The organism is Streptomyces sp. NPDC046821, from assembly GCF_040645335.1.
In the GTDB taxonomy this organism is placed as follows: domain Bacteria; phylum Actinomycetota; class Actinomycetes; order Streptomycetales; family Streptomycetaceae; genus Streptomyces.
Genome location: NZ_JBEYYB010000015.1, coordinates 93,000 through 116,084, shown reverse-complemented (window position 1 = coordinate 116,084; position 23,085 = coordinate 93,000). Strand labels below are relative to the sequence as shown.

Annotated in this window: 24 protein-coding genes and 3 pseudogenes; 12 read left to right on the top strand and 15 right to left on the bottom strand. The window is 68.9% G+C overall.

All coding sequences use genetic code 11. From position 1 onward, the window contains the following. Nucleotides 1-12: 12 nt before the first annotated feature. From ABZ893_RS29205 to ABZ893_RS29175, 7 genes are all read left to right on the top strand, one after another. Nucleotides 13-978 (top strand): inositol monophosphatase family protein, encoded by a 966-nt coding sequence (locus ABZ893_RS29205; protein WP_361409425.1) that lies wholly within the window; start codon nt 13-15, stop codon nt 976-978. After that, nucleotides 975-1,913, top strand: a complete 939-nt coding sequence (locus tag ABZ893_RS29200; protein WP_361409422.1) for a diiron oxygenase — start codon at nt 975-977, stop codon at nt 1,911-1,913. The genes ABZ893_RS29205 and ABZ893_RS29200 overlap by 4 nt, the downstream gene beginning before the upstream one ends. After that, nucleotides 1,906-2,781, top strand: a complete 876-nt coding sequence (locus tag ABZ893_RS29195; protein WP_361409419.1) for a hypothetical protein — start codon at nt 1,906-1,908, stop codon at nt 2,779-2,781. Before ABZ893_RS29200 ends, ABZ893_RS29195 begins: the two co-directional genes overlap by 8 nt. Continuing rightward, the gene (locus tag ABZ893_RS29190; protein WP_361409416.1) at nt 2,778-3,806 is read left to right on the top strand and encodes a nitronate monooxygenase; all 1,029 of its coding nucleotides are present in this window, start codon (nt 2,778-2,780) and stop codon (nt 3,804-3,806) included. Before ABZ893_RS29195 ends, ABZ893_RS29190 begins: the two co-directional genes overlap by 4 nt. Nucleotide 3,807: 1 nt before the next feature. After that, nucleotides 3,808-4,047 (top strand): acyl carrier protein, encoded by a 240-nt coding sequence (locus tag ABZ893_RS29185; protein ID WP_361409413.1) that lies wholly within the window; start codon nt 3,808-3,810, stop codon nt 4,045-4,047. Nucleotides 4,048-4,054: 7 nt separating this feature from the next. Next, nucleotides 4,055-4,570 (top strand): MOSC domain-containing protein, encoded by a 516-nt coding sequence (locus ABZ893_RS29180; RefSeq protein ID WP_361409410.1) that lies wholly within the window; start codon nt 4,055-4,057, stop codon nt 4,568-4,570. A gap of 88 nt (nt 4,571-4,658) precedes the next feature. After that, a complete protein-coding gene (locus ABZ893_RS29175; protein ID WP_361409407.1) occupies nt 4,659-6,002 on the top strand; it encodes a sialidase family protein in 1,344 nt (447 codons plus the stop codon). A gap of 24 nt (nt 6,003-6,026) precedes the next feature. On the opposite strand, the gene ABZ893_RS29170 is transcribed toward ABZ893_RS29175, so the two are convergent. The 3 genes from ABZ893_RS29170 to ABZ893_RS29160 form a co-directional block, all read right to left on the bottom strand. Next, the gene (locus ABZ893_RS29170; RefSeq protein ID WP_361409404.1) at nt 6,027-7,628 is read right to left on the bottom strand and encodes a N,N-dimethylformamidase beta subunit family domain-containing protein; all 1,602 of its coding nucleotides are present in this window, start codon (nt 7,626-7,628) and stop codon (nt 6,027-6,029) included. 169 nt (nt 7,629-7,797) lie between these two features. Next, nucleotides 7,798-8,289 (bottom strand): MarR family winged helix-turn-helix transcriptional regulator, encoded by a 492-nt coding sequence (locus ABZ893_RS29165; RefSeq protein ID WP_361409401.1) that lies wholly within the window; start codon nt 8,287-8,289, stop codon nt 7,798-7,800. A gap of 69 nt (nt 8,290-8,358) precedes the next feature. Further along, a complete protein-coding gene (locus tag ABZ893_RS29160; protein WP_361409398.1) occupies nt 8,359-8,988 on the bottom strand; it encodes a helix-turn-helix domain-containing protein in 630 nt (209 codons plus the stop codon). Between the two features lie 99 nt (nt 8,989-9,087). Between ABZ893_RS29160 and ABZ893_RS29155 the strand changes: the two genes are divergently transcribed. Further along, entirely contained in the window at nt 9,088-10,464 is a 1,377-nt protein-coding gene (locus ABZ893_RS29155) for a cytochrome P450 (protein ID WP_361409396.1), read from the top strand. A 46-nt stretch (nt 10,465-10,510) separates the two neighbouring features. Here the strand turns inward: ABZ893_RS29155 and ABZ893_RS29150 are convergent, their stop codons facing one another. The 5 genes from ABZ893_RS29150 to ABZ893_RS29130 form a co-directional block, all read right to left on the bottom strand. After that, entirely contained in the window at nt 10,511-11,737 is a 1,227-nt protein-coding gene (locus ABZ893_RS29150) for a PP2C family protein-serine/threonine phosphatase (protein ID WP_361409393.1), read from the bottom strand. A 331-nt stretch (nt 11,738-12,068) separates the two neighbouring features. After that, on the bottom strand, nt 12,069-12,497 hold the full coding sequence (locus ABZ893_RS29145; protein WP_361409390.1) for an SRPBCC family protein: 429 nt from the start codon (nt 12,495-12,497) through the stop codon (nt 12,069-12,071). After that, nucleotides 12,494-13,270 (bottom strand): SDR family oxidoreductase, encoded by a 777-nt coding sequence (locus ABZ893_RS29140; RefSeq protein WP_361409387.1) that lies wholly within the window; start codon nt 13,268-13,270, stop codon nt 12,494-12,496. The genes ABZ893_RS29145 and ABZ893_RS29140 overlap by 4 nt, the downstream gene beginning before the upstream one ends. Before the next feature lie 161 nt (nt 13,271-13,431). Continuing rightward, nucleotides 13,432-13,863, bottom strand: a complete 432-nt coding sequence (locus tag ABZ893_RS29135) for a helix-turn-helix domain-containing protein (protein ID WP_361409384.1) — start codon at nt 13,861-13,863, stop codon at nt 13,432-13,434. Next, on the bottom strand, nt 13,826-14,074 hold the full coding sequence (locus ABZ893_RS29130) for a hypothetical protein (protein ID WP_361409381.1): 249 nt from the start codon (nt 14,072-14,074) through the stop codon (nt 13,826-13,828). Before ABZ893_RS29130 ends, ABZ893_RS29135 begins: the two co-directional genes overlap by 38 nt. A 3-nt stretch (nt 14,075-14,077) precedes the next feature. On the opposite strand from ABZ893_RS29130, the gene ABZ893_RS29125 reads away from it, so the two are divergent. Beyond that, nucleotides 14,078-14,824, top strand: a complete 747-nt coding sequence (locus tag ABZ893_RS29125; protein WP_361409378.1) for an MBL fold metallo-hydrolase — start codon at nt 14,078-14,080, stop codon at nt 14,822-14,824. A 69-nt stretch (nt 14,825-14,893) separates the two neighbouring features. Here the strand turns inward: ABZ893_RS29125 and ABZ893_RS29120 are convergent, their stop codons facing one another. The 4 genes and pseudogenes from ABZ893_RS29120 to ABZ893_RS29105 form a co-directional block, all read right to left on the bottom strand. After that, nucleotides 14,894-15,526: a M15 family metallopeptidase gene (locus ABZ893_RS29120; RefSeq protein WP_361409375.1), complete on the bottom strand. Its 633-nt coding sequence runs from the start codon at nt 15,524-15,526 to the stop codon at nt 14,894-14,896. Between the two features lie 55 nt (nt 15,527-15,581). Further along, on the bottom strand, nt 15,582-16,376 hold the full coding sequence (locus tag ABZ893_RS29115; RefSeq protein ID WP_361409372.1) for a hypothetical protein: 795 nt from the start codon (nt 16,374-16,376) through the stop codon (nt 15,582-15,584). Between the two features lie 28 nt (nt 16,377-16,404). Beyond that, nucleotides 16,405-16,506 (bottom strand): annotated as a pseudogene (locus ABZ893_RS29110) (IS5/IS1182 family transposase); the annotation flags it as partial. Between the two features lie 106 nt (nt 16,507-16,612). Beyond that, entirely contained in the window at nt 16,613-18,121 is a 1,509-nt protein-coding gene (locus ABZ893_RS29105) for an MFS transporter (protein ID WP_361409369.1), read from the bottom strand. A 39-nt stretch (nt 18,122-18,160) separates the two neighbouring features. Here ABZ893_RS29105 and ABZ893_RS29100 point away from each other — a divergent pair, with 39 nt between their 5' ends. Then, nucleotides 18,161-18,550, top strand: a complete 390-nt coding sequence (locus tag ABZ893_RS29100) for a helix-turn-helix domain-containing protein (RefSeq protein WP_361409366.1) — start codon at nt 18,161-18,163, stop codon at nt 18,548-18,550. 26 nt (nt 18,551-18,576) lie between these two features. Here the strand turns inward: ABZ893_RS29100 and ABZ893_RS29095 are convergent. Together ABZ893_RS29095 and ABZ893_RS29090 are read right to left on the bottom strand one after the other, a co-directional pair. Beyond that, nucleotides 18,577-18,891, bottom strand: a pseudogene (locus tag ABZ893_RS29095) (transposase family protein); the annotation flags it as partial. Between the two features lie 102 nt (nt 18,892-18,993). After that, nucleotides 18,994-19,521 carry a DUF6584 family protein gene (locus tag ABZ893_RS29090; protein WP_361409364.1) on the bottom strand — a complete coding sequence of 176 codons (528 nt, stop codon included), beginning with the start codon at nt 19,519-19,521 and terminating at the stop codon, nt 18,994-18,996. A 386-nt stretch (nt 19,522-19,907) separates the two neighbouring features. On the opposite strand from ABZ893_RS29090, the pseudogene ABZ893_RS29085 reads away from it, so the two are divergent. Both ABZ893_RS29085 and ABZ893_RS29080 read left to right on the top strand, forming a co-directional pair. Continuing rightward, a pseudogene (locus tag ABZ893_RS29085) lies at nt 19,908-20,978 on the top strand (protein kinase family protein). A 948-nt stretch (nt 20,979-21,926) separates the two neighbouring features. Next, entirely contained in the window at nt 21,927-22,586 is a 660-nt protein-coding gene (locus ABZ893_RS29080) for a LysE family translocator (protein ID WP_361409361.1), read from the top strand. Between the two features lie 77 nt (nt 22,587-22,663). On the opposite strand, the gene ABZ893_RS29075 is transcribed toward ABZ893_RS29080, so the two are convergent. Beyond that, entirely contained in the window at nt 22,664-22,897 is a 234-nt protein-coding gene (locus ABZ893_RS29075; protein WP_361409358.1) for a hypothetical protein, read from the bottom strand. Between the last annotated feature and the right edge of the window lie 188 nt (nt 22,898-23,085).

Genomic DNA, 23,085 nt, shown 5'->3' with positions numbered 1-23,085 from the left:
GGAGGCCACCGCATGACCGCCCCCACGTACGACGACCCCGCACACGCCGAGGCCATGCGCGCCTACGTGACCGGCCTCGCCGGCGCCGTCCGCGAAGCCGTACTCGCCGCCCAGTACCAGAACGGCAGCCGGCTCGTACGCGGCCATTCGCCGGGCGGGGACGCCCAGTTCGGGCTTGACGAGGTAGCCGAAGCCACCGTCTGGAAGTACGTCGTCGGCCACGACCTGCCCGTCGCCGTCTACTCCGAGGACCGCGGACTCCAGTACCACGGAGCGGACCCGGCCCACTTGCTGGTCGTCGACCCCATCGACGGCACCAGACCCGCCGTCGCCGGCCTGGAATCCGCCACCGTCTCCGTCGCGGTCGCCCGCATGAGCGACCGCCCGCGCATCGCCGACGTCGAACACGCGCTGCTGATGGAACTGGGCACGGGCGCCTACCTCTACGGAGACCTCGCCACACCCGGCATCACCGCGCACGGCTACGACCACCCCGTCCCCGCGCTGACCAGCACCACCGACCCCGCGCGGATGTTCTGGTCCCTGGAGTTCAACGGCCACCCAGCAGGCCTGATGACCGAGGCCTACGGCCACCTCATCGACCTCTCGGCCAACACCGGCGGAGTCTTCGTCTTCAACAGCGCCACCTGGTCGATCTCCCGGCTCCTCACCGGCCAGCTCGACGCCTACGTGGACATCGGCAACCGCCTCCTGCGCGACGACCCGGCGCTCCTGCCCGAGTTCGAACGCGTCGGCAACGGCCGGGTCCTGCACCTTTTCCCGTACGACATCGCGGCGGCCGTCTTCCTCGCCGAACGGGCCGGAGCGGTCGTCACCGACGCCTACGGACAGCCACTCGGCGACACCGTCCTGACCGACCTCGGCATCACCAACCAGCAGTCCTGCGTGGCCGCTTCCACCCCAGAACTCCACCGGGCCCTGCTGTCGGGCGTGCGATGGAAGGGCGGACGCTCATGAGCACCCAGAGCACCCAGAGCACCCAGAGCACCCAGCGCCCCCAGAGCAGCCCGCCCGGCAAGGCCGCCGACACCACCACCGACGCGGAGTTCAAAGCACTGCTCGACCGGCTCTCCGACAAGGCCACCGCGGACTACTACAACCCGTTCACCACCTTCGACTGGCCGCCCGAGATCCCCGCCGACGGGCTGTGGATGTCCCCCGAACTGCTCTCTGTACACGGCACGGACGTCATGGACGAGCTGAGCCCCGCCCAGCTCCATGCCCTGAGCCGGTGGGAGAGCGTCAACTTCTACAGCCTCAACGTGCACGGCATCCGCGAACTGCTCATCGAGGTCACCCGGCGCATCCACATGCCCGGCTTCGAGCTGCCCTCCGAGTTCTTCCACCACTTCGTCGGTGAGGAGAACGACCACATGTGGTTCTTCGCCACCTTCTGCCTCAAGTACGCCGGCAAGATCTACCCCGACAAGTCGATCAAACTGCCCGAGGCCCCGCGTGACCCGGCGGTCGAGAACTTCCTCGTCTTCGCCCGGATCCTGATCTTCGAGCAGATCGTCGACCACTACAACGTGCACCTGGCCGCCGACGGCAGGTTGCACCCGACCATCCGGCACATCAACAGGCTGCACCACCAGGACGAGTCCCGGCACATCGCCTTCGGCTGCCGCCTGGTGCAACTGCTGTGGGAGCGCCTCCTCGACGCCGGTCTCGACGACGCCGCCCGGGACGACCTGCGAATCTACCTCGGCCGCTACCTCACCACCAGCATCGCGTCCTTCTACAACCCCGCCGTCTACCGCGACGCCGGCCTCCCCGACGGGCTCGCCCTGCGTGGACGCCTGCTCGCCCACCCAGCGCGGCAGGCCGCCCACGCCAAGGTCCTCCATAAGACGAACGGGTTCTTCCGCCGGATCGGGGTGTTCGATGCCTGACACCGACCACGTGACCATCAGGGAGACCGGAAACAGCTGGTCGGTACGGGACGGACTGGTCACCCTCGACGAACCGGCCGTCGTACTGAAGGACGCCCTGGACGCGGTGTTCACCCGCTGGGGCACCGAGACCGGAGCCCGTCAGCAGAGCTACCCACCGCTGTTACGCGCCGACGACCTGCGGACCCTCGACTACTTCCGCAATTTCCCGCACCTGGGCAGCCCGGTCACCCGGATCCGGGCCGACCGCCTGGCCGATCACGCGGCGGCCCCCTCCGAGGCCAGTGCGTTGCCCGCCGCCGACCTCGCCGACGCCACCCACCTCCTGCCCTCCGCAGCCTGTTACGGCTGCTTCGTGCACCTCACCGGCACCACCGCCGACACCCCCGTACTGATCAGCACCCGCGCGCAGTGCTTCCGCAACGAGGACCACCACGACGGACTGCGCAGGCTCTGGGGCTTCACTATGCGGGAGATCGTATGCGTCGGCTCCGCCGAAGCCGTACGGGCCCACCTCGACCGGCACCGGGAGCGGATCCTCGCGTTCGGTGCGTCGCTCGGCCTCACGCTGGACCGGCAGCCCGCCACCGACCCCTTCTTCCAGAAGGACGGCGCCCGCACCGTCATGCAGCTGCTCGCCCCGGTCAAGGAGGAGTACCTCCACACCGACGGCACCGCCATCGCCTCCACCAACAACCACCGCAACTTCTTCGGTGAGCGCCGCGCGATCGGCCACGCGGGCCGTCCCGCCTTCACCGGTTGCGTCGCCTTCGGCCTGGAACGCTGGGTGCACGCCCTGAATGAACTCTTCGACGGGGACCTGGCCGCCGCGCACCACGCGGTACGGCGGGCGGGGGAGCGCGCGTGACCCGGCTGGCCACGCTGCTCGGGCTCGAACTGCCTTTGCTGCAAGCCGGAATGGGCGCGGTCGCCGGTCCCGCCCTGTGCGCCGAAGTGTCCCGGGCCGGGGCGGGCGGCACCCTCGCCCTGTACAGGGAACCGCCCGCACGGGCCGTCCGGCTGGTCCGGCAGGTGGCGGCTGCCGTTGGCGGCCGCCCGTTCGGGGTGAACGTGATTCCCGAGGTCACCGGACCGGCCGGCTGCCTGGACCAACTCCGGGCCGTCCTGCCCGAACTGCCCCGCAACGGCTTCGTCACCGCCTTCGGACTCCCCGAGGCCGACGTGTTCGACGCCGTGCGGGCCACCGGACACCCGCTCGTGGTCCAGGTGGGCACCGTCCCCGATGCCGACACCGCCCTCGCGCGGGGAGCGGACGCCCTGGTGCTCCAAGGCACCGAAGCCGGCGGCCACTTGCTAGGCGCGCAGCCCGTGGACTCCGTGCTCGCCGCTGTCCGAGCCCGCCACCCGCACGCCGTCCTCGCCGTCGCCGGCGGGATCGCCACCGGCGAGGACCTCGCCGACGCAGTGGCTCGCGGCGCGGACGGAGCCATGGCCGGAACCCTGTTCGTCCCGACCGTGGAATCCACCGCGCACCCGGACTTCAAACGGCGCGTGGTCGAGGCGGTGGCCGAGGACACCCTCATCACCTCCCTCTTCGAGATCGGCTGGCCACACCGCCCGCACCGCGTCCTGCGCAACTCCCTTACCACCACGGCGGATCGCGCCCCGGCCACCTTCATCGCCACCACCCGGGTGGACGGCCGGCCGTACCCCGTACCCCGCTACAGCGCGGCGGCCCCGGGCGCCGGCACCACCGGACGTATCGAGGAGATGGCCATGTACTGCGGCCGGTCCTGCACCCGCGTCACCGCCCCGCACCCGGCAGCCGTCACCGTGGCCCGGATCCGCCAGGAGTACGAGAGCGCCCGCGCCCTCCACACCGCATCGCACACGCGCAAGTCCCCAGTGCCGCACCGGATCCAGGAGAGATGACATGGACGCCGACGCCGTCACCCAGCCGCTCGTGGACTGGCTGCGCGAACGCAACCCGACCGTCGAGGACATCCCGGAAGACTTCGACCTGATCGAGAACAGGCTGATCGACTCGCTGGGCTTCATGGAGTTCGTCCTGCTCCTCGAAGACCTCATCGGCCGGGAACTGCAGCTCGACCAGATCGACGTGGACCAGTTCCGCACGCTCCGCTCCCTCACGGAGCACTTCCTGAAGGGGTGAACCGCCCGTGGCACAGAACCCGCCGCCCACCGCATCCGGCCGGGTCACCTCCCTGCACCTCGCCGCGCGTACTGGTGATCCGACGTACGAGGTCGTGCAGGCCGGCGCGGTCACCGGCCGAGGCCTGGAGGGGGACCGCAACTACTGGGCCGGCGAAGGCCCCAGACCCCGGCGTCGGGGGCAGGGCCGGGCGTCCGGGGTCTGCGACGTCACCCTCATCGAGGCCGAGGCCCTCGACGCCCTGGCCCACGAACACGGCATCACACTCACCCCCGCCGAATGCCGCCGCAACCTGGTCTGCCGCGACATCCGGCTCAACCCGCTGGTGGACCGGCAGTTCCAGATCGGCGCGGTGATCCTGCGCGGACTCAAACTCAGCGAACCCTGCGCCCGCCTCGAACAGTTGGTACGCCCCGGCCTGATCCGTGGCCTGCTGCACCGCGGCGGGCTACGGGCCGAGGTGGTGCGCGGCGGGACGATCAGCGTCGGCGACCGGATCAACCCGCTGCCGTACGACGTGTGAAGCGCATCAACGTCCATGTCCGGCTCGGGGCGGCTCTCGTCGACGTACCGATCCGTCCGGGCCACGACCCAGCACGCAGGGAGACACCATGACGATCGAAGGCACCGCCCCCGGGCGGCACAACAGCACGGCACCAGCCCCTTCGCCGCAGGCCGTCCACCGGGCAGAACAAGCGGCCAAGGAACTCGCGGAGCTGGGGGCGGCCGCCTCCGTCCGCCTGCTGGACTGGGGCTTCGCGCTGCGTCTCGACCAACGCTCCGTAGACCACCTCACACCCCCCGCCACCACCGCGTTCCCTGGCCTGTTGAGGGATGTGCTCGCCGGAGCCCTCCCCGCCGACGTCGCCGAAGCCGTCGCCGCACGACTGCCCGCACGCGCCGATCGGATCCGGGCGACGGCCCAGGGCGCCGGCTGCGAACTCGTCTCACCGTGGTCCGCCCCCACCCTCCTCGCTCCCACCGCCCTCGACGCCCCGCCACGCGAGACCGGCCTGTGGTTCAGTGTGTACGAGCCGGGCGCGGGCTGGGGAACGGAACGCCCCCTGACCTCCCGCTACGCCTCCGAGACACCGGCCCTGGCCGTCTTCCGCGACGACCTGTACTGCGTGTACCAGGGCGAGGGCGACGACCCCGCCCTGTGGTGGACCGCCCACCACGCGGACGGCAGCTGGACCGACGACCAGCCTTTCCCCTCCCACCACACTCTGGGCAGCCCGGCCCTGGCGGTGTACAAGGACCGGCTGTACTGCGCACACCGTGGCGGCTCGGGCTCCTGGGGCATGGCCCTGACCTCGTACGACGGCAGCACCTGGAGCCCGGACCAGCCGATCCCGTACGCCGAGAGTGTCTACGGCCCGGCGCTGGCCGTCTACCAGGACACCCTGCACCTCGCCTATGCCGAAGCCGGCCAGCAGATCATGACCACCACCAGCCAGGACGGCCACACCTGGACCACCCCCACACCCGTCCCCGGCGGCGCCACGACGAGGTCCCCGGCACTGGCGGTGTACGACGGCGCACTGCACCTGCTCCACAGCAACCCCAAGGACGGCGCGATCCACTGGAGCCACCTGCGAGGCACAACCTGGACCTCAGAGGGCGCATTGCCGGGTCACCGCACCCGCAGCAACATCGGCCTCGGCGAATTCGACGGCAAACTGATCTGCGTCCACCGAGACCCCGCCCGCCAACAACTCTGGTGGTCCTCCTTCGACGGTACCAATTGGACGGCGGATGCCGAACTCCCGTCCCACAACAGCAAATACGGCCCGGCCCTGGCCGTACACCGCGACCGAACCGCCACCCGCACCCAACTCCTGTGCGTCCACCGAGGCCACGCCCAGCGCTTCGTCACGGCGACGGGAGAGATCCTGGCCGACGAGAACCCGGCGGGCCTGCACGAACTCGACGACCCGGACGCGGTCACCCACTGACCATGTGCCTCGGTCCCGCATGGGTCAACGGCCCGCGAGATTGCTGTCACGCGTCGGCTTGTACACCTCCGTCACATTGCCTCGCGGTGCTGGTCGGTGGCGGGCGGCCGGGCCCTCGGCGAAGGCGCGGAACAGGTTCTCTGTTGTGCGGGTGACGAAGTTGCGGGTGCGGGTGTCCATGCCGTGGGAGCGGCCTCCGTCGGGGGTGCCTGCCATCAGGCCTTCGACCCAGCGCATGGTGCCGGTCGCGAATACGCCGGCGCCACTGGGGAGCGTGTAGTAGGCCGAATCGGCGTGGCTGCGCTTGCCCTTGCACGTCAAGGGGGAGTGGGCCGTGATCTCCAGTCGTTCCGGGGTGGGCGCTTCAGGGGTGACGCGGTCGTACTCCACGCCGACCAGATGGTCGAAGCCCTCGCCGGCGCGCGTGCCCGTTCCCTCGTAGAGCCAGTGGTTCGCCGAGTGGACGACGTACGGCGCGTCCGTCGGGTAGCCCTCGTACAGGACTCCCGTCAGGGACGACTCCGGGTCGGGTGCCGGAGATTCACGGAAGTCGGTGGTCACCAGGGCGGGTTGCTTCGAGTAGGAGGGGTCGGACTGGAAGGACGACTTGTAGCAGACCACCTGTCGGTCGGTCCGTGACCCGTCCTGCTCCAGGCGGACCCGGCGGAAGCAGGTGTTGGCTCCGAGGAAGGCCACGTTGGTGCCGGCGTCGCGGGCGCTCGTGACGTGCTGACGTTGCTGAGGGGTCCAGTATTCGTCGTGGCCGAGGCAGATGACGGCGGTCGCCCCGTGCAGGAGGTTCGGGTCGCGGTGCACGTCCATCCCGGTGGTGTAGGCGAGCGGGATGCCGAGCCGTTCGGCCAGGACGACCGCCGCCCGCTCGTACACCCTGAACTTCTCCGCGCCGTCCGCGTCGTAGGGCCGGTCGAAACTGACGGCGAGGGACCTGTTGTCGTAATCGCCGGAGGGCCCCGCGTAGAGGCTGTAGCCACCCCAGTGGTTGTACGCCTGCCAGGTGGCGGGGGCGTGCATCAGGACCGTACGGCCCTTGACCTGCGTGGAACGGACGATGAGCGGGATGTAGCGCTGGTGGCCGTCCTCGGTGTCCAGACGCAGCAGGTACGCGCCCTCCGGCCATCCCTCTGTGCTGAAAGCCGTCGTGCGCGGCCACTGGGTGCGGATCGTGCGGGTGCCGGACAGGAGACGGGATTCGGGCTGGACGCGGCCCCTGATGCGCTTGGACGACCAGACGAGTCTGGCCTGGGTTCCGCCGTACCAGCCGACGCGGAAGGCCGAGACGCGGAAGGACGGCGCGGTCGTGGAGACGTGCAGACCGACTTCCTCGCCCGGGGTCACGCTCACCTGGTCCGCGTAACCGACGATGGCCATGTCGGCGCCGCGCGACCGGATGCGCCAGTCGGCCGTCCCGGTGAGTTCCCGTTCCGCCTCGGGCAGGTGAGAGGCGGCCGCCCGGGCGGTGTCACGGGCTGAGGAGGAGGGGGCGCAGGCGGTTGCCGTGGCTGTGGCAAGTCCCGCGCCGGCGCAGGCTTCCAGGAAGGTTCTGCGCCCCAGCCTCGACGGGGTTTCCGTCGCGTGCCGCGAGGTGTCTGGCTGGTCGGGTTCCACATCGCCTCCCGTGCGTCCGTTTCTGCGCGGCACCTCTCCTCGGGACCAAGCCGGCACGGCGGACCAACCCACGCGCCCTGCCATCGGCCGCCGGGCTAACGGGAGACTCAGCCCCCAGCACACGCGGCACCACCCACACCACGGTCGCAGGCCTACGGTGACGAAGCGGCTAGGACTCGCCCGGTGCCTCGACGTTGGCGAGCATTCGGCGTAGCACCTTGAGCGCGGCCACGTACTCCTCGTCGCTGATGCCTCTGTGGACGTCAGCGCGCAGCTCCGTGGCGATCGCGCGCAGCCGGACTCTGGCAGCCTCCCCGGCGTCGGTGAGGTGCAGGTCCTTTCCGGTGTCGCTCCGTAGCCAGCCGCGGTGGAGCAACTGGTCGATGACGCGGGCGATTTCATGTGGCCCGTCCGCCAGGGGAGTCAGTTGGGCGATGACCTCTTCGCGGCTCGGCGTCGTGGGGCCGGCGTTGACCCGGTTGAGGACCCAGTACTGGGGTTGGGTGACATCGATCCTGGCCATGGCGTCACGCAGATGCCGAGTGACAGCCTCATGGACGAGACCGCTCCAATAGCCGATGGGCTGGTTGGCCAGCATGTCCTCTGTGGCGGCCGGATCGGCCGGGGCCTGGTCGGTGATGCTGTCGTTCGACGGTTTCATGATCGTGAACCTACAGGCCTGCCGTGCGGGCGAGTGTGGGGAGCGACCTCCATCGGTGACAGGCCGGCGTCAGTTCCGGGGATGGTTCATCTCGCCCAGGACTGACGCTAGTTGGTCCGCCGTGAGCGGGTCCGTGGGCAGAGTGTGGGCGCCCTCGGCGCGTAGGCCGTCGAGGAGGAGCGCGAGTGGGCGGCGCCATGAGCCGGGGACGGCTGTCTCCAGTGCGGGTGCGGCGCGGCCTAGTGCGGCGAGGGTGAGCAGCAGGTCCTCGGTGACGACGTCCGTGCGTACGAGGCCTTGGTGGTGGCAGCGCTCCAGGAGCACGCGGTGGGTCTCGGCATTGTGGACGTGCAGGCGTTCCAGGGTCGGTACGCCTTGGATGCCTGTCGTCATGAGGTCGTTGGCGCCCCGGTCGGCGGCGAGCACGGTGAAGACGCGGTCGAGGTAGGCGCTCAGGCCGGCCCAGGGGTCCTCGGCCTGACGTGCCTCCTCGCCGGCGTCGATCACGGCGCTCAGCGTCGCGTGGAAGACGGCTTCGATCAGGGCGGCCCGGTCGGGGAAGCGGCGGTAGAGGGTGGCGTTGCCGACGCCGGCGCGGCGGGCGATCACGTCGAGGGGGGCCTCGACGCCCTGCTCGGCGTACACCTGTCGGGCGGAGGCGAGCACCAGCTCGCGGTTGCGCTGCGCGTCCTTTCTCACGTACCGAACCGTACAGGGTCTGGGGAGCGGTCCCCGGTTCCTGTTAGGGTCGCCCGGACGATGAAACGGGGAGTAGTCCCCACTTCAGAGGAGTTCTCCATGCCTGCTCAGCCGTCCGGTCAACCGTCAGCCGAGCCGCCCGTTCAGCACACCGAGGAACTGGCGGCCTGGACCGCAGACTTCGCCGTCGACCCCTACTCGGCCTTCCGCGCCCTGCGCGCCGAGGGACCCGTCCACCACGTCCGCTTCCCGACCGGGGACACCGCGTGGATGATCCTCGGCCACGAGGAGGCCCGAGCCGCCCTCGCGGACGCGCGGATGTGCCACGACGTCCGGCACTCGGCCGAGTACGACAGCGATGGCTTGTACTCCATTGGCCGCAACATGCTGCAGACCGACCCGCCCGACCACACCCGGCTGCGTTCGCTGGTGGCGCGCGAGTTCACCGCGCGCCGCATCAAGGCGTTGCGGGCGCGCGTCCAGGAGGCTGCGGACGAACTCCTGGACGCCATGGGCCCGTTGGGCCGCGCCGACCTCATCGACGCCTTTGCCTTCCCCCTGCCGCTGACCGTCATCTGCGAACTGCTCGGTGTCCCCGGCGTCGACCACGACACCTTCCGGGCCTGGACCGCGAAGATCCTCGCCATCGGCGAACCGGAGACCTCGGGCCTGGCTGCCCAGGAGATGGCGGTCTACCTCGCCGGCCTGATCGAGGAGAAGCGCCACGTCGAGGACGCCGCGGAAGGCGATCTGCTGCACGCACTCGTGCGGGCCAACGCCGAGGGCGGTGACCACAACAAGGGAGACCACGCCGAGGGCGGCGACCACGCCGAGGGCGGCGACCACAACAAGGGCGGCGACCACAACAAGGACGGCGACCACGACGAGGGCGGCCACCACAACAAGGACGGTGACCACGCCGAGGACACCGACCACCTCACCGACGAGGAACTGATCGGCATGGCCTTCCTGTTGCTCGTCGCCGGGCATGAGACGACGGTCAACCTCATCGCCAACGCCGTCCATCTCCTGCTCACCCACCCCGCCCAGCTCGCCGCCCTGCGCGCCGACGGGGCCCTGGTGGACAACGCCGTGGAGGAGACACTGCGCTTCGAACCGCCCACCCCGGCCGGCACCTACCGCTACACCGCCGAACCCGTCACCATCGCCGGCACCCACATCCCCAAGGGCGCGCGCGTGGTCATCTCCCTCGCCTCCGCCAACCGCGACCCCGCCCGCTTCCCCGACCCGGAACGCTTCGACATCCACCGGGACCCGGCACTGACCCGCTCCCACCTCGCGTTCGGCCACGGCATCCACCACTGCCTCGGCGCGCCACTCGCCCGCCTCGAAGCGAACCTCGCGCTCCGCGCACTCCTCGACCGCTTCCCCGACCTGGCCGTCGAGGGCGACCCCACGCCCGACTGGCGCCCCAGCCTGCTGCGCGGGCTGAGCCGACTGCCGGTGCGCTGGTGATCGGCGATGCCGTGCGCCACGGACACGGCGCCCCAGAACGGGTCGCTCAGTCGACGACCGCGAGGTGGTCGGCGGCGCCCCCGTGCCACTCGATCATGAACAGGGTGGCGTCGTCGCTGGTGCTCCCGCCCCGTTCGGCCTTCAGCGCACGAGAGAGCCGGCTCACGTCCGCCCGCACCCGGCCGGGCGGCTCCTCCGCGAGGCGGTTGACGCACTGGATGAGGCGGTCCTCCCCGAACGGCTCTCCGCCGGCGATGTGTTCCTCGATGATGCCGTCGGTGTAACACAACACCCGGTCGCCCGGTCGGAGCACGTGCTGTCTGATCTGGGGCAGCTCACCTCCGAATCCGACGGGCAGTGTCGTCGCACTGTCCAGCTGCCGTACGACCCGGCCGTCACGGATCAGCAGCGGCGCGGGATGGCCCGCGTTGACCATCTCCAGCTCACCGTTGGCGATGTTGAGATGCATCAGCTGCGCCGTGACGAAGTGGTCGGGCCCGAACTGCCGGGAGACGGCGCTGTCCATGAACGCGTACTTCTCCTCCAGGCTGACGAACACGCGCCGGGCATGGCGGTAGGCGCCGATGGCGACGGTCGCCATCGTGGCGGCGTCCAGGCCGTGGCCCATCGCGTCGATGACAGCCATGTGCAGGATGCTGTCGTTGAGGGCGTAGTCGAAACTGTCACCGGCCACGCGGTACGCGGGTTCGAGGATGCCGGCCACCTCGACCTGCGGCACGGACATCGCCAGAGGCGGCAGCAGGCTCCACTGCATCTCCGCGGACAGGCTCATCGGCTCCCGGCGCCGGGCCTGGAAGAACTGGTCGGTGTAGGCGTTCTTGGTGATCAGCATGTCCGCGACCAGCCCGGCGAGCCGGCGCAGCAGCCGCCGGTCGTCGTCGCCGACCGTGTCCAGGGTCAGGACCAGCACACCGACGTGGTCACTGCCGTCCAGCAGCGGCAGATACATCCGCACGCCGCCATGGGCCTGCGGAACCTCGACGACATCGGCGAGAAGGAAGGCCCGTCCGGCGGAGGAGTCGGCCACCGGCTGGGGCTGGCCGACGTGCAGCTTCCGCCCCGGCAGAGGCACCAGCAACTCCTGCGCGTAGTCCTGGAGCAGGATGGAGACGTCGCGGCCGCCGATCCTGGCGACCTCCTCAGCGATCAGCGGCGCGATCAACTGCGGCGACATCAGCTGTGCCCTGTCCAGCAGCACGCCGAGCAGCCGCTCGCCGAAACCCTCCGACCGGTCCACGCTCGCCTCGCCCATGACCCGTCCCGCCACGCCCTTCCCGCTGCCCGCGCGCCCTTCAACGCCTCCGCACAAGATGACGTGAACCGCCGGCTGAGCGGCTCATTACGCCATAGACGGCATGTCAGCGGATGCCGTCGGCCGGTGTGGAGGGGCGGGGCGGCAGGTGCTCTGGTGGGCGGAGGCCGTCGTGACGGCTGGTGGCGTGTACTGGCTGCGCGTGCCGGCCGGCTTCGGCTGGTTTCCGTAGGCCGCGTACATCGCTCCCGCCGCGCACGACCGGACGGGTATGGCCACGGTGGTGGGTACGGCCGGCCGGGGTATCCCGGCCGACCGACACCCGGGCGGCTCAGCCGAACTTCGCCTGCAGCGCTGCCAGTCCCGTGCCGTACGTACCGTCACCGAAGACCGCCTCGACCTGGACCGCAGTCTCCTCGGTGGCCCGATACCGGGCCGACCAGACGACCTCGGAGCCCTCGCCGTGCGGCCGAACGGCGAGGGTGGCCACGTAGTCGGTGATCGGCAGCATCGGGTCGAGGACGGTGTACGTGTAGGAGGTGTGGCCCTCGGAGCCGGACCCGAGCAGCTTCTCCCGGGCGACCACCTTGCCCTCGACGCTGAACACCCGGACGTCCGGGTCGTCGGTGTCGACGGTGGACTCGGGTACGTACGGGTGCCAGTGGCCGAGCCGGTGGAAGTCACCGATCACCGACCAGACGTCGGCGGGGGCGGCCGGGAGCACGACGGAACGCGTCAGGGTGTGCTGTGCGAGAGTCACCAGGCACCGTCCCCACGCAGCACCGCGTCGGCGCCGCCGTCGATGAAGACGACCTGTCCGGTGACATGTGTGTTCTCCGGCGAGGTCAGCCACTCCAGCAGCGGCGCTACCTGCTCGGGCGTGGCGTGCCCGTGCAGCGGCATGGGCACGCTGGCGTCGACGACGGCCCGCATCTTGGGGTCGTCCAGCATCGGCTGGGTCATGGGCGTGACGATGGTGCCGGGTGCGATGGCGTTGAGCGGGATACCCGCGCCCGCCCACTCCTCGCTGACGGCGGTGCGGCGCAGCCAGCGGGCGACGGCCTGCTTGGACGAGCCGTAGATCATGTGGCCCTCGCCCCGGTCGGCGGCGGCCTGGGCGGCGGCGACGGCGGCGTCCTCGTCATCGGCGAGCACGGCGTCGACGATGGCCTGGTCGGCGGGGTGCACGGAGGCGACCGAGGAGATCACGACGGCACGCGGATCGGTACCGGCGGCGAGCAGCGGGCGGAGCCCGGTGAGGGTCGCGAAGGCGCCGAAGCAGTTGACCCGCACGGTGAGCGGGTTGAACTGGGACAGACCGGCGCAGGCGATCACGGCGTCGAGCCGTCCGCCCGTCAACTCGGCAGCCTGCTCGGCCAGTTCGGCTCGCCCTTCGGGGGTGGCGAGGTCGGCCGAGATGTCGGTGCCCTTGAGGTCGGCGCCGATGACCCGGTGCCCCGCGCCACGCAACCGCTCCACGGTGGCCTTCCCTATACCGGAGGCGGCTCCGGTCACCAGATGGGTACGAGACATGTCGATGCGCACTCCTCGATGGCGGGATGCGCCGCCGGACGATTCCCGCCACGACGGCCGTACCCGGCAACATATGCCTGGATGACAGAACGTGCCAAGGTGTGTGAACTGTCGGGCCGAGAGAAGAGTCAGGCCGTTGAACCGTCGGGCTGAGAGGAGGATCAGGCCGTGCTCGGCGAGTCTGGCGACTGCCCGAGGGCGTCCCGTCGCGCAGTGCCCCACTCCCACATGCTGCGCACCACCGGTTCCAGCGCCCGGCCCTGGCTGGTCAGAACGTAACGGACACGGGGAGGCCAGCCCGGAGTGCGGTGACGCTCGATGATTCCCGCGCGAGTCAATTGGGCCAGCCGGTCCGAGAGAACCTTGTCCGAGAGGGCGGGCAGGGCGGCGGACAGCTCGGAGTATGAGGCCTGATCGCGACGTAGGAACTCGCGGACCACCAGCGGCGTCCACCGGCCGCCCAGTGCGGCGAGGGTGATGTCGATTGGGCAATGCGGTTCATGGCCGGGCGGAACGAGGGCGCTGTCCGGACAGTCGGCCAGCGGGCCGCCCTGATCACCGGCTGGTGTGTGTCCAACGGTTTGGTGAGTCACGAAGGCCACTCCTAACGTCGGTCGAGAACACCCCACCAGCTCGCCTCCAGGGGGCCTTGTGCGTATCCATCACCTCAACTGCGGTTCTCTCCGCGAGATTCCACCGCTCGACGACGAACTTCCGGTCGGCGACGAACTTCCGGTCGGCGACGAATTTCCGGTCGGAGCCGCGAATCGTGAACGGGCCGTTGCCGTTGCTGTTGCCTGCCATTGCTTGCTCATCGAGACGGACTCGGACGGACTGATCCTGGTCGATACGGGCATCGGCACCGCCGACCTCCAACACCCCGACCGGTCGCTGGGCGCGGACTGGGTCGCGTACGCCCAGCCCGCGCTCAACCCCGAGGAGAGCGCGCTGCGCCAAGTCGCAGACCTCGGGTACGCGCCTCAGGACGTGCGGCACATCGTGCTCACCCACCTGCACCGCGACCACACGGGCGGACTGCCGGACTTCCCTCACACCCAAGTACACGTCCACCCCGACGAGTACCGGGCCGTCACCGACCCCACGGCAGCGCACCACCGGCACAGCCTCGACCGCTTCATGCCGGCACACCGGGCGCACAACCCGCGCCTCACACCTGCACGGGCCGCGGACCGCGCGGAGTGGTACGGCTTCTCTGGCCTGTCGCAACCCCAGGGGCTGACAAGCGAGTTGCTGCTGGTGCCGCTGCCTGGTCACTCGGCAGGACACGCGGGTGTCGCCGTGCGCGACAGCGACGGACGGTGGCTGCTGCACGCGGGCGACGCGTACATGTATCACGGCGAACTCGAGCACACACCGCCCTGTTCCCATCCCGTCCTCGAACCGGTCCAATTGGGAGCACAGACCGACGTCACAGCTCACGACGCGACCCGAGACCGACTGCGCACCCTCCGCCGCAACCACGCGGATGAGGTCACGGTGTTCAGCGCACACGACCCATGGGAGTTGGCCCGCTTCACGGCACGCAAAAGCTAGGTTGGAGAGGAGGAGATGTCGGCGGTTCGCAGACCGCGGTCCGCGCTCGCCACGAGTTGGCCAAACGGGTCAACGCGGTCCGTAGATGGCGTTATCGGCCTTGGTGATCAGTGCCCAATAGCGGTCGCCGTAGGACCAGTGCCACCACTCGGTGGGGTAGTTGATGAATCCCGCGCTCCTCATGGCCTGGGCCAGGAGATCGCGATTGCGGCGTGCTGTGCTCGAGATCCCTGGAGTGTCCATTGGGCAGTGTTCATCGTCTCCGGTCCGGTGGCCGTTGACGGGGCCACCCATGTCCAGCTCGACGCCCTGGGCATCAATGAGCGTCAGGTCGAGCGCCGCGCCTGCGCAATGCGGGGCCACTTCCAAGGGGGAGACGAAGGCGCTGGCGCGGCGCCGCAGTTCGGCGGGGTCGGTGATGCCGTATCGGCGGAGACGGTCTTCCTGAAGGGCGAACCGACGGCTCTGCTCGGCACTGCTGCGGTGACCTTCGATGACGAGGAACCCGACGCCGTCGGAAAGGTGCCGGGAGGCCAGGCTCAGACGCTCGAGTACGCCGATCCTGACCCGGCCGTATGCGCCGGCTTCATCCCGTTCCCGCGCGTCGAGCGAGATCTCCCGGAACGACGTGATCTCCACGAGTGGCTCGCCACAGTCCTGCACCGGGATGTTGATCACTCGGGGATCGCTCAGCAGGATCATGAACCCTGAGCCTAAATGTCGAGGTCCCGAAACGAGGTGCGTTGGCGCAGTCGCGTCACGTCCGGCCTTCGGCGCCCCTCCGCAGGCTGCGGTACATCACTACCGCCACGCACACCACGACCGGTATGGCCACGGCAGGCACGGTCGGCCAGGGAATCCCGGTCCACACCGTCAGGAGCCCCACCCCGATGCAGACGCCGGCGATGGTGAAGGCCATCCGCCGTCCGTACGGTTCCCAGGTGAAGGGCGCGAGAGTACGGGGCCTGACCATGCGCACCGCGCCGAAGACGAACGTCAGGCCCGCGAGAAGCCCTGCTGCCAGCCCCAGGCCGGCGTTCATCTGAAGCTCGTCGCGGGGCGCTCTGGAGGTGTTCTGCCGGACGCCGTCCTTTCTGAGCACCACGATGGTGCCGCGCCAGATGGTGCCGGTGACTTTGTCGCCGGGTTTCAGTGTCTCCAGGAGCGGATCCGGGTCACCGAAGTCCACGACTCTGTGCGAGGAGGGTCCGCCCTTGATGGTGGCCTGATACGTAGAGCTCTTCCCGCCGTGCTTGATCACCGTCTTCTCGACGGTGTACTGCCAGGTGCCCAGGCAGTCCGTCTCCGCCCGGACCTGATCGGTCGCATGAGCGGGACACGGCCGGGCGGCCTGGAAGTCCCGGAAGCGCTCACGGTCGGAGGGCAGCCACTGGGTGAACGCGAGGTAGCAAAGCGCTGCCGAGATCACGGACACCACGATCAGCAGAACGCCCAGAATCCGAGTCCACCCGGGCGACACCCGGCGCACACGCTTCTTCCGCGCCTTGCCCGCACTCTGCGCCGTAGCCATCGCTCGCTGTGCTGCATCCATTGCACACCCCCCTCAGCCCCCCGATCTTCTACCCACTACGGACGGGGGTGCGACTGGTGATGATCGCAGCGGAGAGGGCGATGAAGAATTCGACGCAGACACGGCGACGTTCGGTGCACCGGCGAAGCTTGTCCGCTACGAGGCTTCCGCCCAGGCCGACGGGGCTCTTGCCCGCGCACATGCCACCCGCGGGGGCCATGGTCCGGCAGCAGTCGGCGCTGAGCCGTTCCAGTCCGTCAGCGAGCGGCGTTCTCGGCGACCGGCTTCGTCTCGGCCGCCGGAGGATGTGCCGTGGCGGAGGATCGCAGCAGGGTGGCGGAGAGGAGGAGAGCGACGGCGACGAGGCCCGAGCCGATACGGAAGGCAAGCTGGTAACCACCCGTGAGTGCCGAGGCGGTGCTTGCGCCGTGGCCCAGCAGGGCATCCGTGTGTGAGGTGGCCAGCGCACTGAGGACCGCAAGGCTGAACGCGCTGCCGATCTGCTGCATGGTGTTGAACATGCCGGAGGCGATCCCCGAGTCCTGGGGCGTAGCCGCCGACATCGCAAGTGTGGCCAGCGACGGCATCGCTAGACCGAAGCCGATGCCGAGCGGCAGCAGCGCGGGCAGGACGTTCACGATGTAGCTCCCGTCTGCCGGTACGCGGCCCAGCGCGGCGAGACCCGTCGTGATGAGGGCGAGTCCTGGCAGGAGTACGGCACGGGGGCCGAAGCGCGCGATCAGCTTGGGCGAGAGGCCGAGGGACAGCGCGCCGATCGCGACCGAGACCGGGAAGATGCCGAGGCCGGTGTGTATCTCGTCGAAGCCGAGCACCCTCTGCAGGTAGAGGACACACAGGAACTGGAAGCTGAACATGCCGGCCACCATGAGGGCCTGGATGCCCATCGCCCCCGAGACGTTGTGCGACCGGAACACACGCAGCGGCAGGAGCGGGTGACTCGCCTTCGCCTGGCGGGCGACGAATGCCAGAAGCAGGGCGAGTGTCACGGCGCCGAAGCTCAGCGTGTGCGCCGAAGTCCAGCCGTAGTTCGTCGTCTCGACGATCGTGTAGACGCTGAGCATCAGTGCGGAGGTGACCAGGAGCGCGCCCACGGCGTCAGTCCCCTTGTCGAGGCCGACACCGTGCTCGGACGCGAGTACGCGTGCGGCCATCGTGGCGGCCGCGATGCCGATCGGGACGTTGACGAAGAAGATCCAGTGCCAGCTGATGGTCTGCGTCAGGGCGCCGCCGGCGAGGAGGCCCATCGAGCCGCCGGCGGACTGGACGAAGCTGTAGACACCGATGGCCTTGGCCCGCTCCTTCGGCAGCGGGAACAGAGTTACGACCATGCCGAGCGTGACGGCAGAGGTCACCGCGCCCCCGATGCCCTGGGCGAAGCGAGAGGCGAGCAGCATCGCCGGGTCCTGGGACACACCGCACAGCAGCGAGGCAGTCGTGAAGATGCCCAGGCCGGCGACGAAGACGCGCTTGCGCCCGATGAGGTCGCCGAGCCGTCCGGCAAGCAGCAGCAGGCCACCGAAGGGGACGAGATAGGCGTTGACCACCCAGGCCAGGCCCGACGAGGAGAAACCGAGGTCCTGCTGGATGGTCGGCAGCGCCACGTTCACGACGGTCCCGTCGAGGATGACCATCAACTGCCCGGCGCAGAGCACGGCCAGTGCCGTCCAACGCGATGTCTGTGCTGATGAGTTGGTTCGCCGCACGGGAACCCCTTCCAATGGTGCACGACTTGTTACAGCAGTCATCGTCTGTAACCATGACGCGCGGCGGAAGGAGGCACTTTCATGTCACGCAGTCACACCGATGTGTCCGGCCAGGTCAGCAACGAGGCGTGCCCGCTCACCGAGGTCCTCGACCACGTCGCGGGCAAATGGAGCATCGGAATCCTCGTCGCCGCCGCACATGGACCCATCCGGTTCACCGAGTTGGAACGCACCATCACAGGCATCAGCCGGCGAATGCTCACCCTGAACCTGCGCAAGCTGGAACGCGACGGCCTGCTCATCCGGACCGTCTACCCCACCGTGCCACCCAAGGTGGAATACAGCCTCACGCCCATGGCCCGCGAACTCCACGCAACCCTCACCGGGCTCGTCGGCTGGGCGGAACGCCACCGAGCCGACATCACCACCGCCCGCGCCACCTACGACGCCGGCACTGCACCAGCTCCCTGACGCTTGCGAGGGACCCGGCAGGCGTTGAGCACGGTGTCCTTGGCGAACCGCTTGCGGGGTTGGCGCGCGAGCAGCGGTCCGAGGTGGTCGATGATGAGGTTTGCTGCCGATTGGGACGCCCCGAAGAGCGGGGAGAGCTGACGCATCGTCAAGTTCGTGCGCCAGTACGCCGCGACCAGTAGAGCCCGGTCCTCCAACGGGAGACTCCACGGCCGGCCCTTGCGGACCGCATCAGTACCCTTGTGCCGCAGTACGGTCACCAGCTTGCCGAATAGGCGAGGACTCAGCCCGGTGAACGGGGCTGTCCAGGACGGCTCCGAAACCGTGATCACACCAGACAACGCGAGATCAGCTCACTCGTCACCGGGTGTCCCGTTCACGGCAGTTCTGGACGGTCTCACCGAACCTTCAGCGGCGCTCCTCACAGGCCCCGGTGACCTGAGTCAGCCGAAGAGGGCAACGAGTCCATTCACCCAGATCGCGAGGAACACAAGCGTCGCCACCAGACAGCCGACGCCCGCCAGTACGCCGCCGACCGTCCACGGCTCCGAGGACGCCGCGTGCTTCCCTTCCAGGTCGTCCCGGTAGGAGGCGGGGTCGTCCCAGTCTGCGGGGTGCCCCAGCTCCTCGGCGCAGCCGGTCCGCACCGCGGCCAGTTGCCCCTCCGCGAAGGCGGTGGCGGCCTCCGCCTCGGGCCCGTGCCAGGCGAGGGCTTTCATCCGCCGCCCGGGAGACCCGTACCGCGCCTCGAAGGCGGCGGTTTCGTCGGCGTTCCGATCATCTTCGAGGTACATCCAGCGTCCAGCCTCGGCGGCGTCGCCGTAGAGCCGGTACACCTCGGCCAGACGACGGCGGAGTGTCAGGTCGTGCGGGAAGGAGGAGATGAGACCGCGCAGCCGCTGGCGCGCGACGGGAACCCGGCCGGCGGCCAGGTCTGCATCGACTCGGGCAAGGGTCTCTCTCAGGGGCATGAACGCCTGATCGGCTACCGCACTGAACTACGTCGACCTGGTTTTTTCGCTCAGCACGCGCTTGCTCTAACGGCATCGGCCTTCGCCGGGGTGCGCGCTATGGCGGCGCCAGAGGGGAACGTCCCCTGCGCTTTCAAGGTCCACATCGCAACAACACGGCTGCATTAGCTTCGCCTCAGGCGGCGCGGCCGTCAGACGAGTGAGGGAGGGGCACCAGTACCTCAGCGAATAGCCCTGCTGACTCAGAGAGTTGGTGGAGGGCATCGGCGCCGGTGATCGTTGCCAAGCCAACCAATCCTTGCCCTCGACATGAAAGTGTGGCAGTAACTCCCGCCCGGTTTCAGTGAGGTTGTTGTACGGAGGCGGGTGTCCGGCTGGAGGCATATGTGCAGCGTCCTGACAGGTCCCGTAGTGCTCGACTGGCTGCTTACGCTACGGCTTCGACATCGCTGTCCTTATGCAGTGATCGCCGGCTGCGAGAGCTCGTGGACGGTGGCACGCCGATCGGCTCCGGGATCGGCGGGAAGACCGTGCTGCTGGACGTCGACGGTGCCTCCGTCTTCGTCAAGCAGATACGTCTGACCGATCTGGAACGACGGCCGGACAACCTTCACTCCACGGCGAATCTGTTCGGACTTCTGGCCTTTTGTCACTACGGCGTCGGCCGTATCGGCAGCCCGGGGTTCGGAGCCTGGCGGGAGCTGGCCGTGCACACCATGACGACGAACTGGGTGATCGCGGGGGACTACGAAGGTTTTCCCCTGATGTACCACTGGCGAGTGCTCCCAGATCTGGGCCAGCCACTTCCCGAGGAACTGGCCGATGTGGAACGAGCTGTCGCCTACTGGGGAGGTGGAGCGGCGGTACGCAGCCGGATCGAGGCACTCCAGCAGTCCTCGGCGAGCCTCATGCTGTTTCTGGAGTACATCCCGCAGAACCTGCATGACTGGTTGGGCGTCCAGATCGGCGCCGGTGACGAGGCGGCCGAGCGGGCCTGCGCCATGGTGGACGAGGAGCTGAAAGCCGGCATCTCGTTCATGAACGCCCGCGGGCTCCTGCACTTCGACGCGCACTTCGAGAACATCCTGACCGACGGCCAACGGCTCTACTTCGCCGACTACGGCCTCGCCATCTCCTCACGTTTCGAGCTCGCCCAGGACGAGGTCGACTTCTTCAACCGGCACCGCACCTACGACCAGTGCTACGCCGTCACGCACCTGGTGAACTGGCTGGCCGTCGCCCTGTACGAGTACGAGCCTGAAGAACGCAGATCGTTTGTGCGCGCCTGCGCCCAGGGGGTTCCCCAGAAGGAATCCCAGAGGCGATCGCGGCAGCTCTTGTTCGTTACGGTCCGGTCGCCGCGGTAACTGGGTGACTTCTATCGCCAATTCCAGCAGGAAAGCCGGACAACTCCCTTCCCGCTGGGGGCGATCCGCCGGATTGAAGAGGGTCGATGAACGTCGTAGTCCAACCATTGAAGGCTCAGTGGAGGCGGCCTGCTCAGCGGATGCCGCGAGGCTCTACTGGTGCGCCCGCTCCCACGCCTGCCGAGCTTCTGCCGGAAGGCGACCCCGCATCGGAACGTCGTACCCGTTCGCGCGTGCCCAATTGCGGATTTCGGCCGTCGGGATGGACGGAGTCGTCGCGGGTGGCAGGGGCGGAGTCCATTGGTCCAGGCGGGAAGGCCTGAAGTCGATCGCACCTTGCAAGAGGTCCTTGGGGAACTGCGGGACGGACGCGGTGCCACTGAGTACGGCGACCAAAAACTGCGTGAGGCTTCCGGCGAAGGTGTACCAGCGTGGCCCGCACGCTTCGTTGACGGCGATGGTCCAGGCGGCCGGATCGTTCTGAGGGTCGGTGATCCAGAAGAGGCACTCGCCGTTGTCTGTGCCACCGCACGGAAGCAGGAGTTCCGGAGCGACGGGGGAGGGGTGGTGTTCCGGGCGTAGTCGTAATGGATCTCCGTTCCGTTCGGGTGTCGGGTCAGCTGTTCGGCCCAGCCATTGGTTGTGGGTTCGAGTCCTACCGGGTCTACGTGTGTGGGGGAGGGGAGGTGCCTGAACTGCCATGAAGCGACGGGGACTTGCAGAGATACTGCTCTGATGCTGTTGACCTGGATTGCTGAGGTGGCTGACGAACCCCTCATGTTGGGGCCAACGGACCGGCCGGTGGAGTGGGAGACCCATACCTGGTCGCTGGGGGCGACGGACGAGGACAGGAGGTCATTGGCTCGTCCGACCTGGATGACGTGCGCAGCCAATCGGAGCAGGCCGGGGACGAGTTGCAGGTTGTGCCGCTCCACGTCTGGGCCAGCAGCAGCGGGTCCGCACACTGACCTGGTCTCCCTGTGCGCGCCAACGAGCCTGAGGTGGGAGCTGAGAGGTTGAGCGCTGCAACCGTCTGACATGCTGGTGCGCGTGATCATCTCATCGGCGGCAGCCAGCGGAATTGCTCTGGTCGAACTAGGAATGGCGCTGACCCCAGGCCCGAACATGATGTACCTGGTGTCTCGGAGCATCAGCCAGGGCCGCACGGCCGGACTGGTCTCGCTGGTCGGCACCGCGGTCGGCTTCGTCGTCTACATGGTCCTTGCCAACGTGGGGTTGGCGGTGGTCTTCGTCGCCGTCCCGTGGCTTTACATCGGTTTCAAGGCCGCCGGCGCGGCCTATCTCGCGTACCTGGCGTGGCAGGCGCTCAGGCCCGGAGGGCACGGGTTGTTCGAGCAACGTACCCTTCCGCGTGACTCGCACTGGAAACTGCTGCGGACCGGGCTGATCACCAACCTGCTCAACCCCAAGGTCGCCATCCTGTACCTCGCGCTCATCCCCCAGTTCATCGACCCCGCACGCGGCCGCACCACGGCCCAGGGCTTCGCGCTCGGCGCCGTACAGATCGCCGTCGGCGTCACCGTGAACGCGCTGATCGTGCTGGCGGCCGGATCAGTCGCCGGCCTGCTCAAGCGCCGGCCGTCCTGGGTCAAATGGCAACGCGTGATCACCGGCACCCTCCTCGGCGCCATCTCGATCGTCCTCGCCCGAGAGGTGCCTGCCCGGGCGAGTGCCTGACCCTGCGTCTCCAGAGTGGCCGCCCCACCTTGATCTGCAGAGCTGGAGAGGTCCATGCGCTATCTGCTTGCGTGGCCTCAGGGGAACAGAAGGTTCTCGTCGCCGTTGAGGGTGAGGGTGAACCGTGGAGGGTCGTGCGCTCCGCGCAGTGCGCCTCCGATCGCGGTCAAAGCGCCCTGGATCGCTTGGACGCCGTCCACGCCGAAGACCCGCATCCGGTGCTCCTCGGCAAGCCCGCTGATGCGGTACTCGCACGTCCAGTCGCCGCCCGACGCCGCGTCCTGCACCGGTCTCCCGATCTCCACGATCACCCGGTGAACACCCTGAATGCCTTCCCCCGTCGCCTCTAACTCCCGGGTCGCGACGACGTCGAAGTCAGAGCACAAAGCCGGGCCCTCCTCTCGTTGACGGGACAGGTACAGATCCGTACCTGTCGGCATCATCTCCTCGATGTCCCAGGTGCGCCTGCGGGGCGCTTCATGCCGAATGCCGAATGCCG

Coding starts and splice junctions, on each gene's coding strand:
- ABZ893_RS29105 (WP_361409369.1), bottom strand. CDS start 18,121: ATGACTGCTGTAACAAGTCGTGCACCATTGGAAGGGGTTCCCGTGCGG.
- ABZ893_RS29165 (WP_361409401.1), bottom strand. CDS start 8,289: ATGAAACCGTCGAACGACAGCATCACCGACCAGGCCCCGGCCGATCCG.
- ABZ893_RS29080 (WP_361409361.1), top strand. CDS start 21,927: ATGCTGGTGCGCGTGATCATCTCATCGGCGGCAGCCAGCGGAATTGCT.
- ABZ893_RS29175 (WP_361409407.1), top strand. CDS start 4,659: ATGACGATCGAAGGCACCGCCCCCGGGCGGCACAACAGCACGGCACCA.
- ABZ893_RS29130 (WP_361409381.1), bottom strand. CDS start 14,074: ATGGCAGGCAACAGCAACGGCAACGGCCCGTTCACGATTCGCGGCTCC.
- ABZ893_RS29200 (WP_361409422.1), top strand. CDS start 975: ATGAGCACCCAGAGCACCCAGAGCACCCAGAGCACCCAGCGCCCCCAG.
- ABZ893_RS29185 (WP_361409413.1), top strand. CDS start 3,808: ATGGACGCCGACGCCGTCACCCAGCCGCTCGTGGACTGGCTGCGCGAA.
- ABZ893_RS29205 (WP_361409425.1), top strand. CDS start 13: ATGACCGCCCCCACGTACGACGACCCCGCACACGCCGAGGCCATGCGC.
- ABZ893_RS29150 (WP_361409393.1), bottom strand. CDS start 11,737: ATGGGCGAGGCGAGCGTGGACCGGTCGGAGGGTTTCGGCGAGCGGCTG.
- ABZ893_RS29155 (WP_361409396.1), top strand. CDS start 9,088: ATGCCTGCTCAGCCGTCCGGTCAACCGTCAGCCGAGCCGCCCGTTCAG.
- ABZ893_RS29100 (WP_361409366.1), top strand. CDS start 18,161: ATGTCACGCAGTCACACCGATGTGTCCGGCCAGGTCAGCAACGAGGCG.
- ABZ893_RS29195 (WP_361409419.1), top strand. CDS start 1,906: ATGCCTGACACCGACCACGTGACCATCAGGGAGACCGGAAACAGCTGG.
- ABZ893_RS29115 (WP_361409372.1), bottom strand. CDS start 16,376: ATGGATGCAGCACAGCGAGCGATGGCTACGGCGCAGAGTGCGGGCAAG.
- ABZ893_RS29090 (WP_361409364.1), bottom strand. CDS start 19,521: ATGCCCCTGAGAGAGACCCTTGCCCGAGTCGATGCAGACCTGGCCGCC.
- ABZ893_RS29140 (WP_361409387.1), bottom strand. CDS start 13,270: ATGTCTCGTACCCATCTGGTGACCGGAGCCGCCTCCGGTATAGGGAAG.
- ABZ893_RS29120 (WP_361409375.1), bottom strand. CDS start 15,526: ATGATCCTGCTGAGCGATCCCCGAGTGATCAACATCCCGGTGCAGGAC.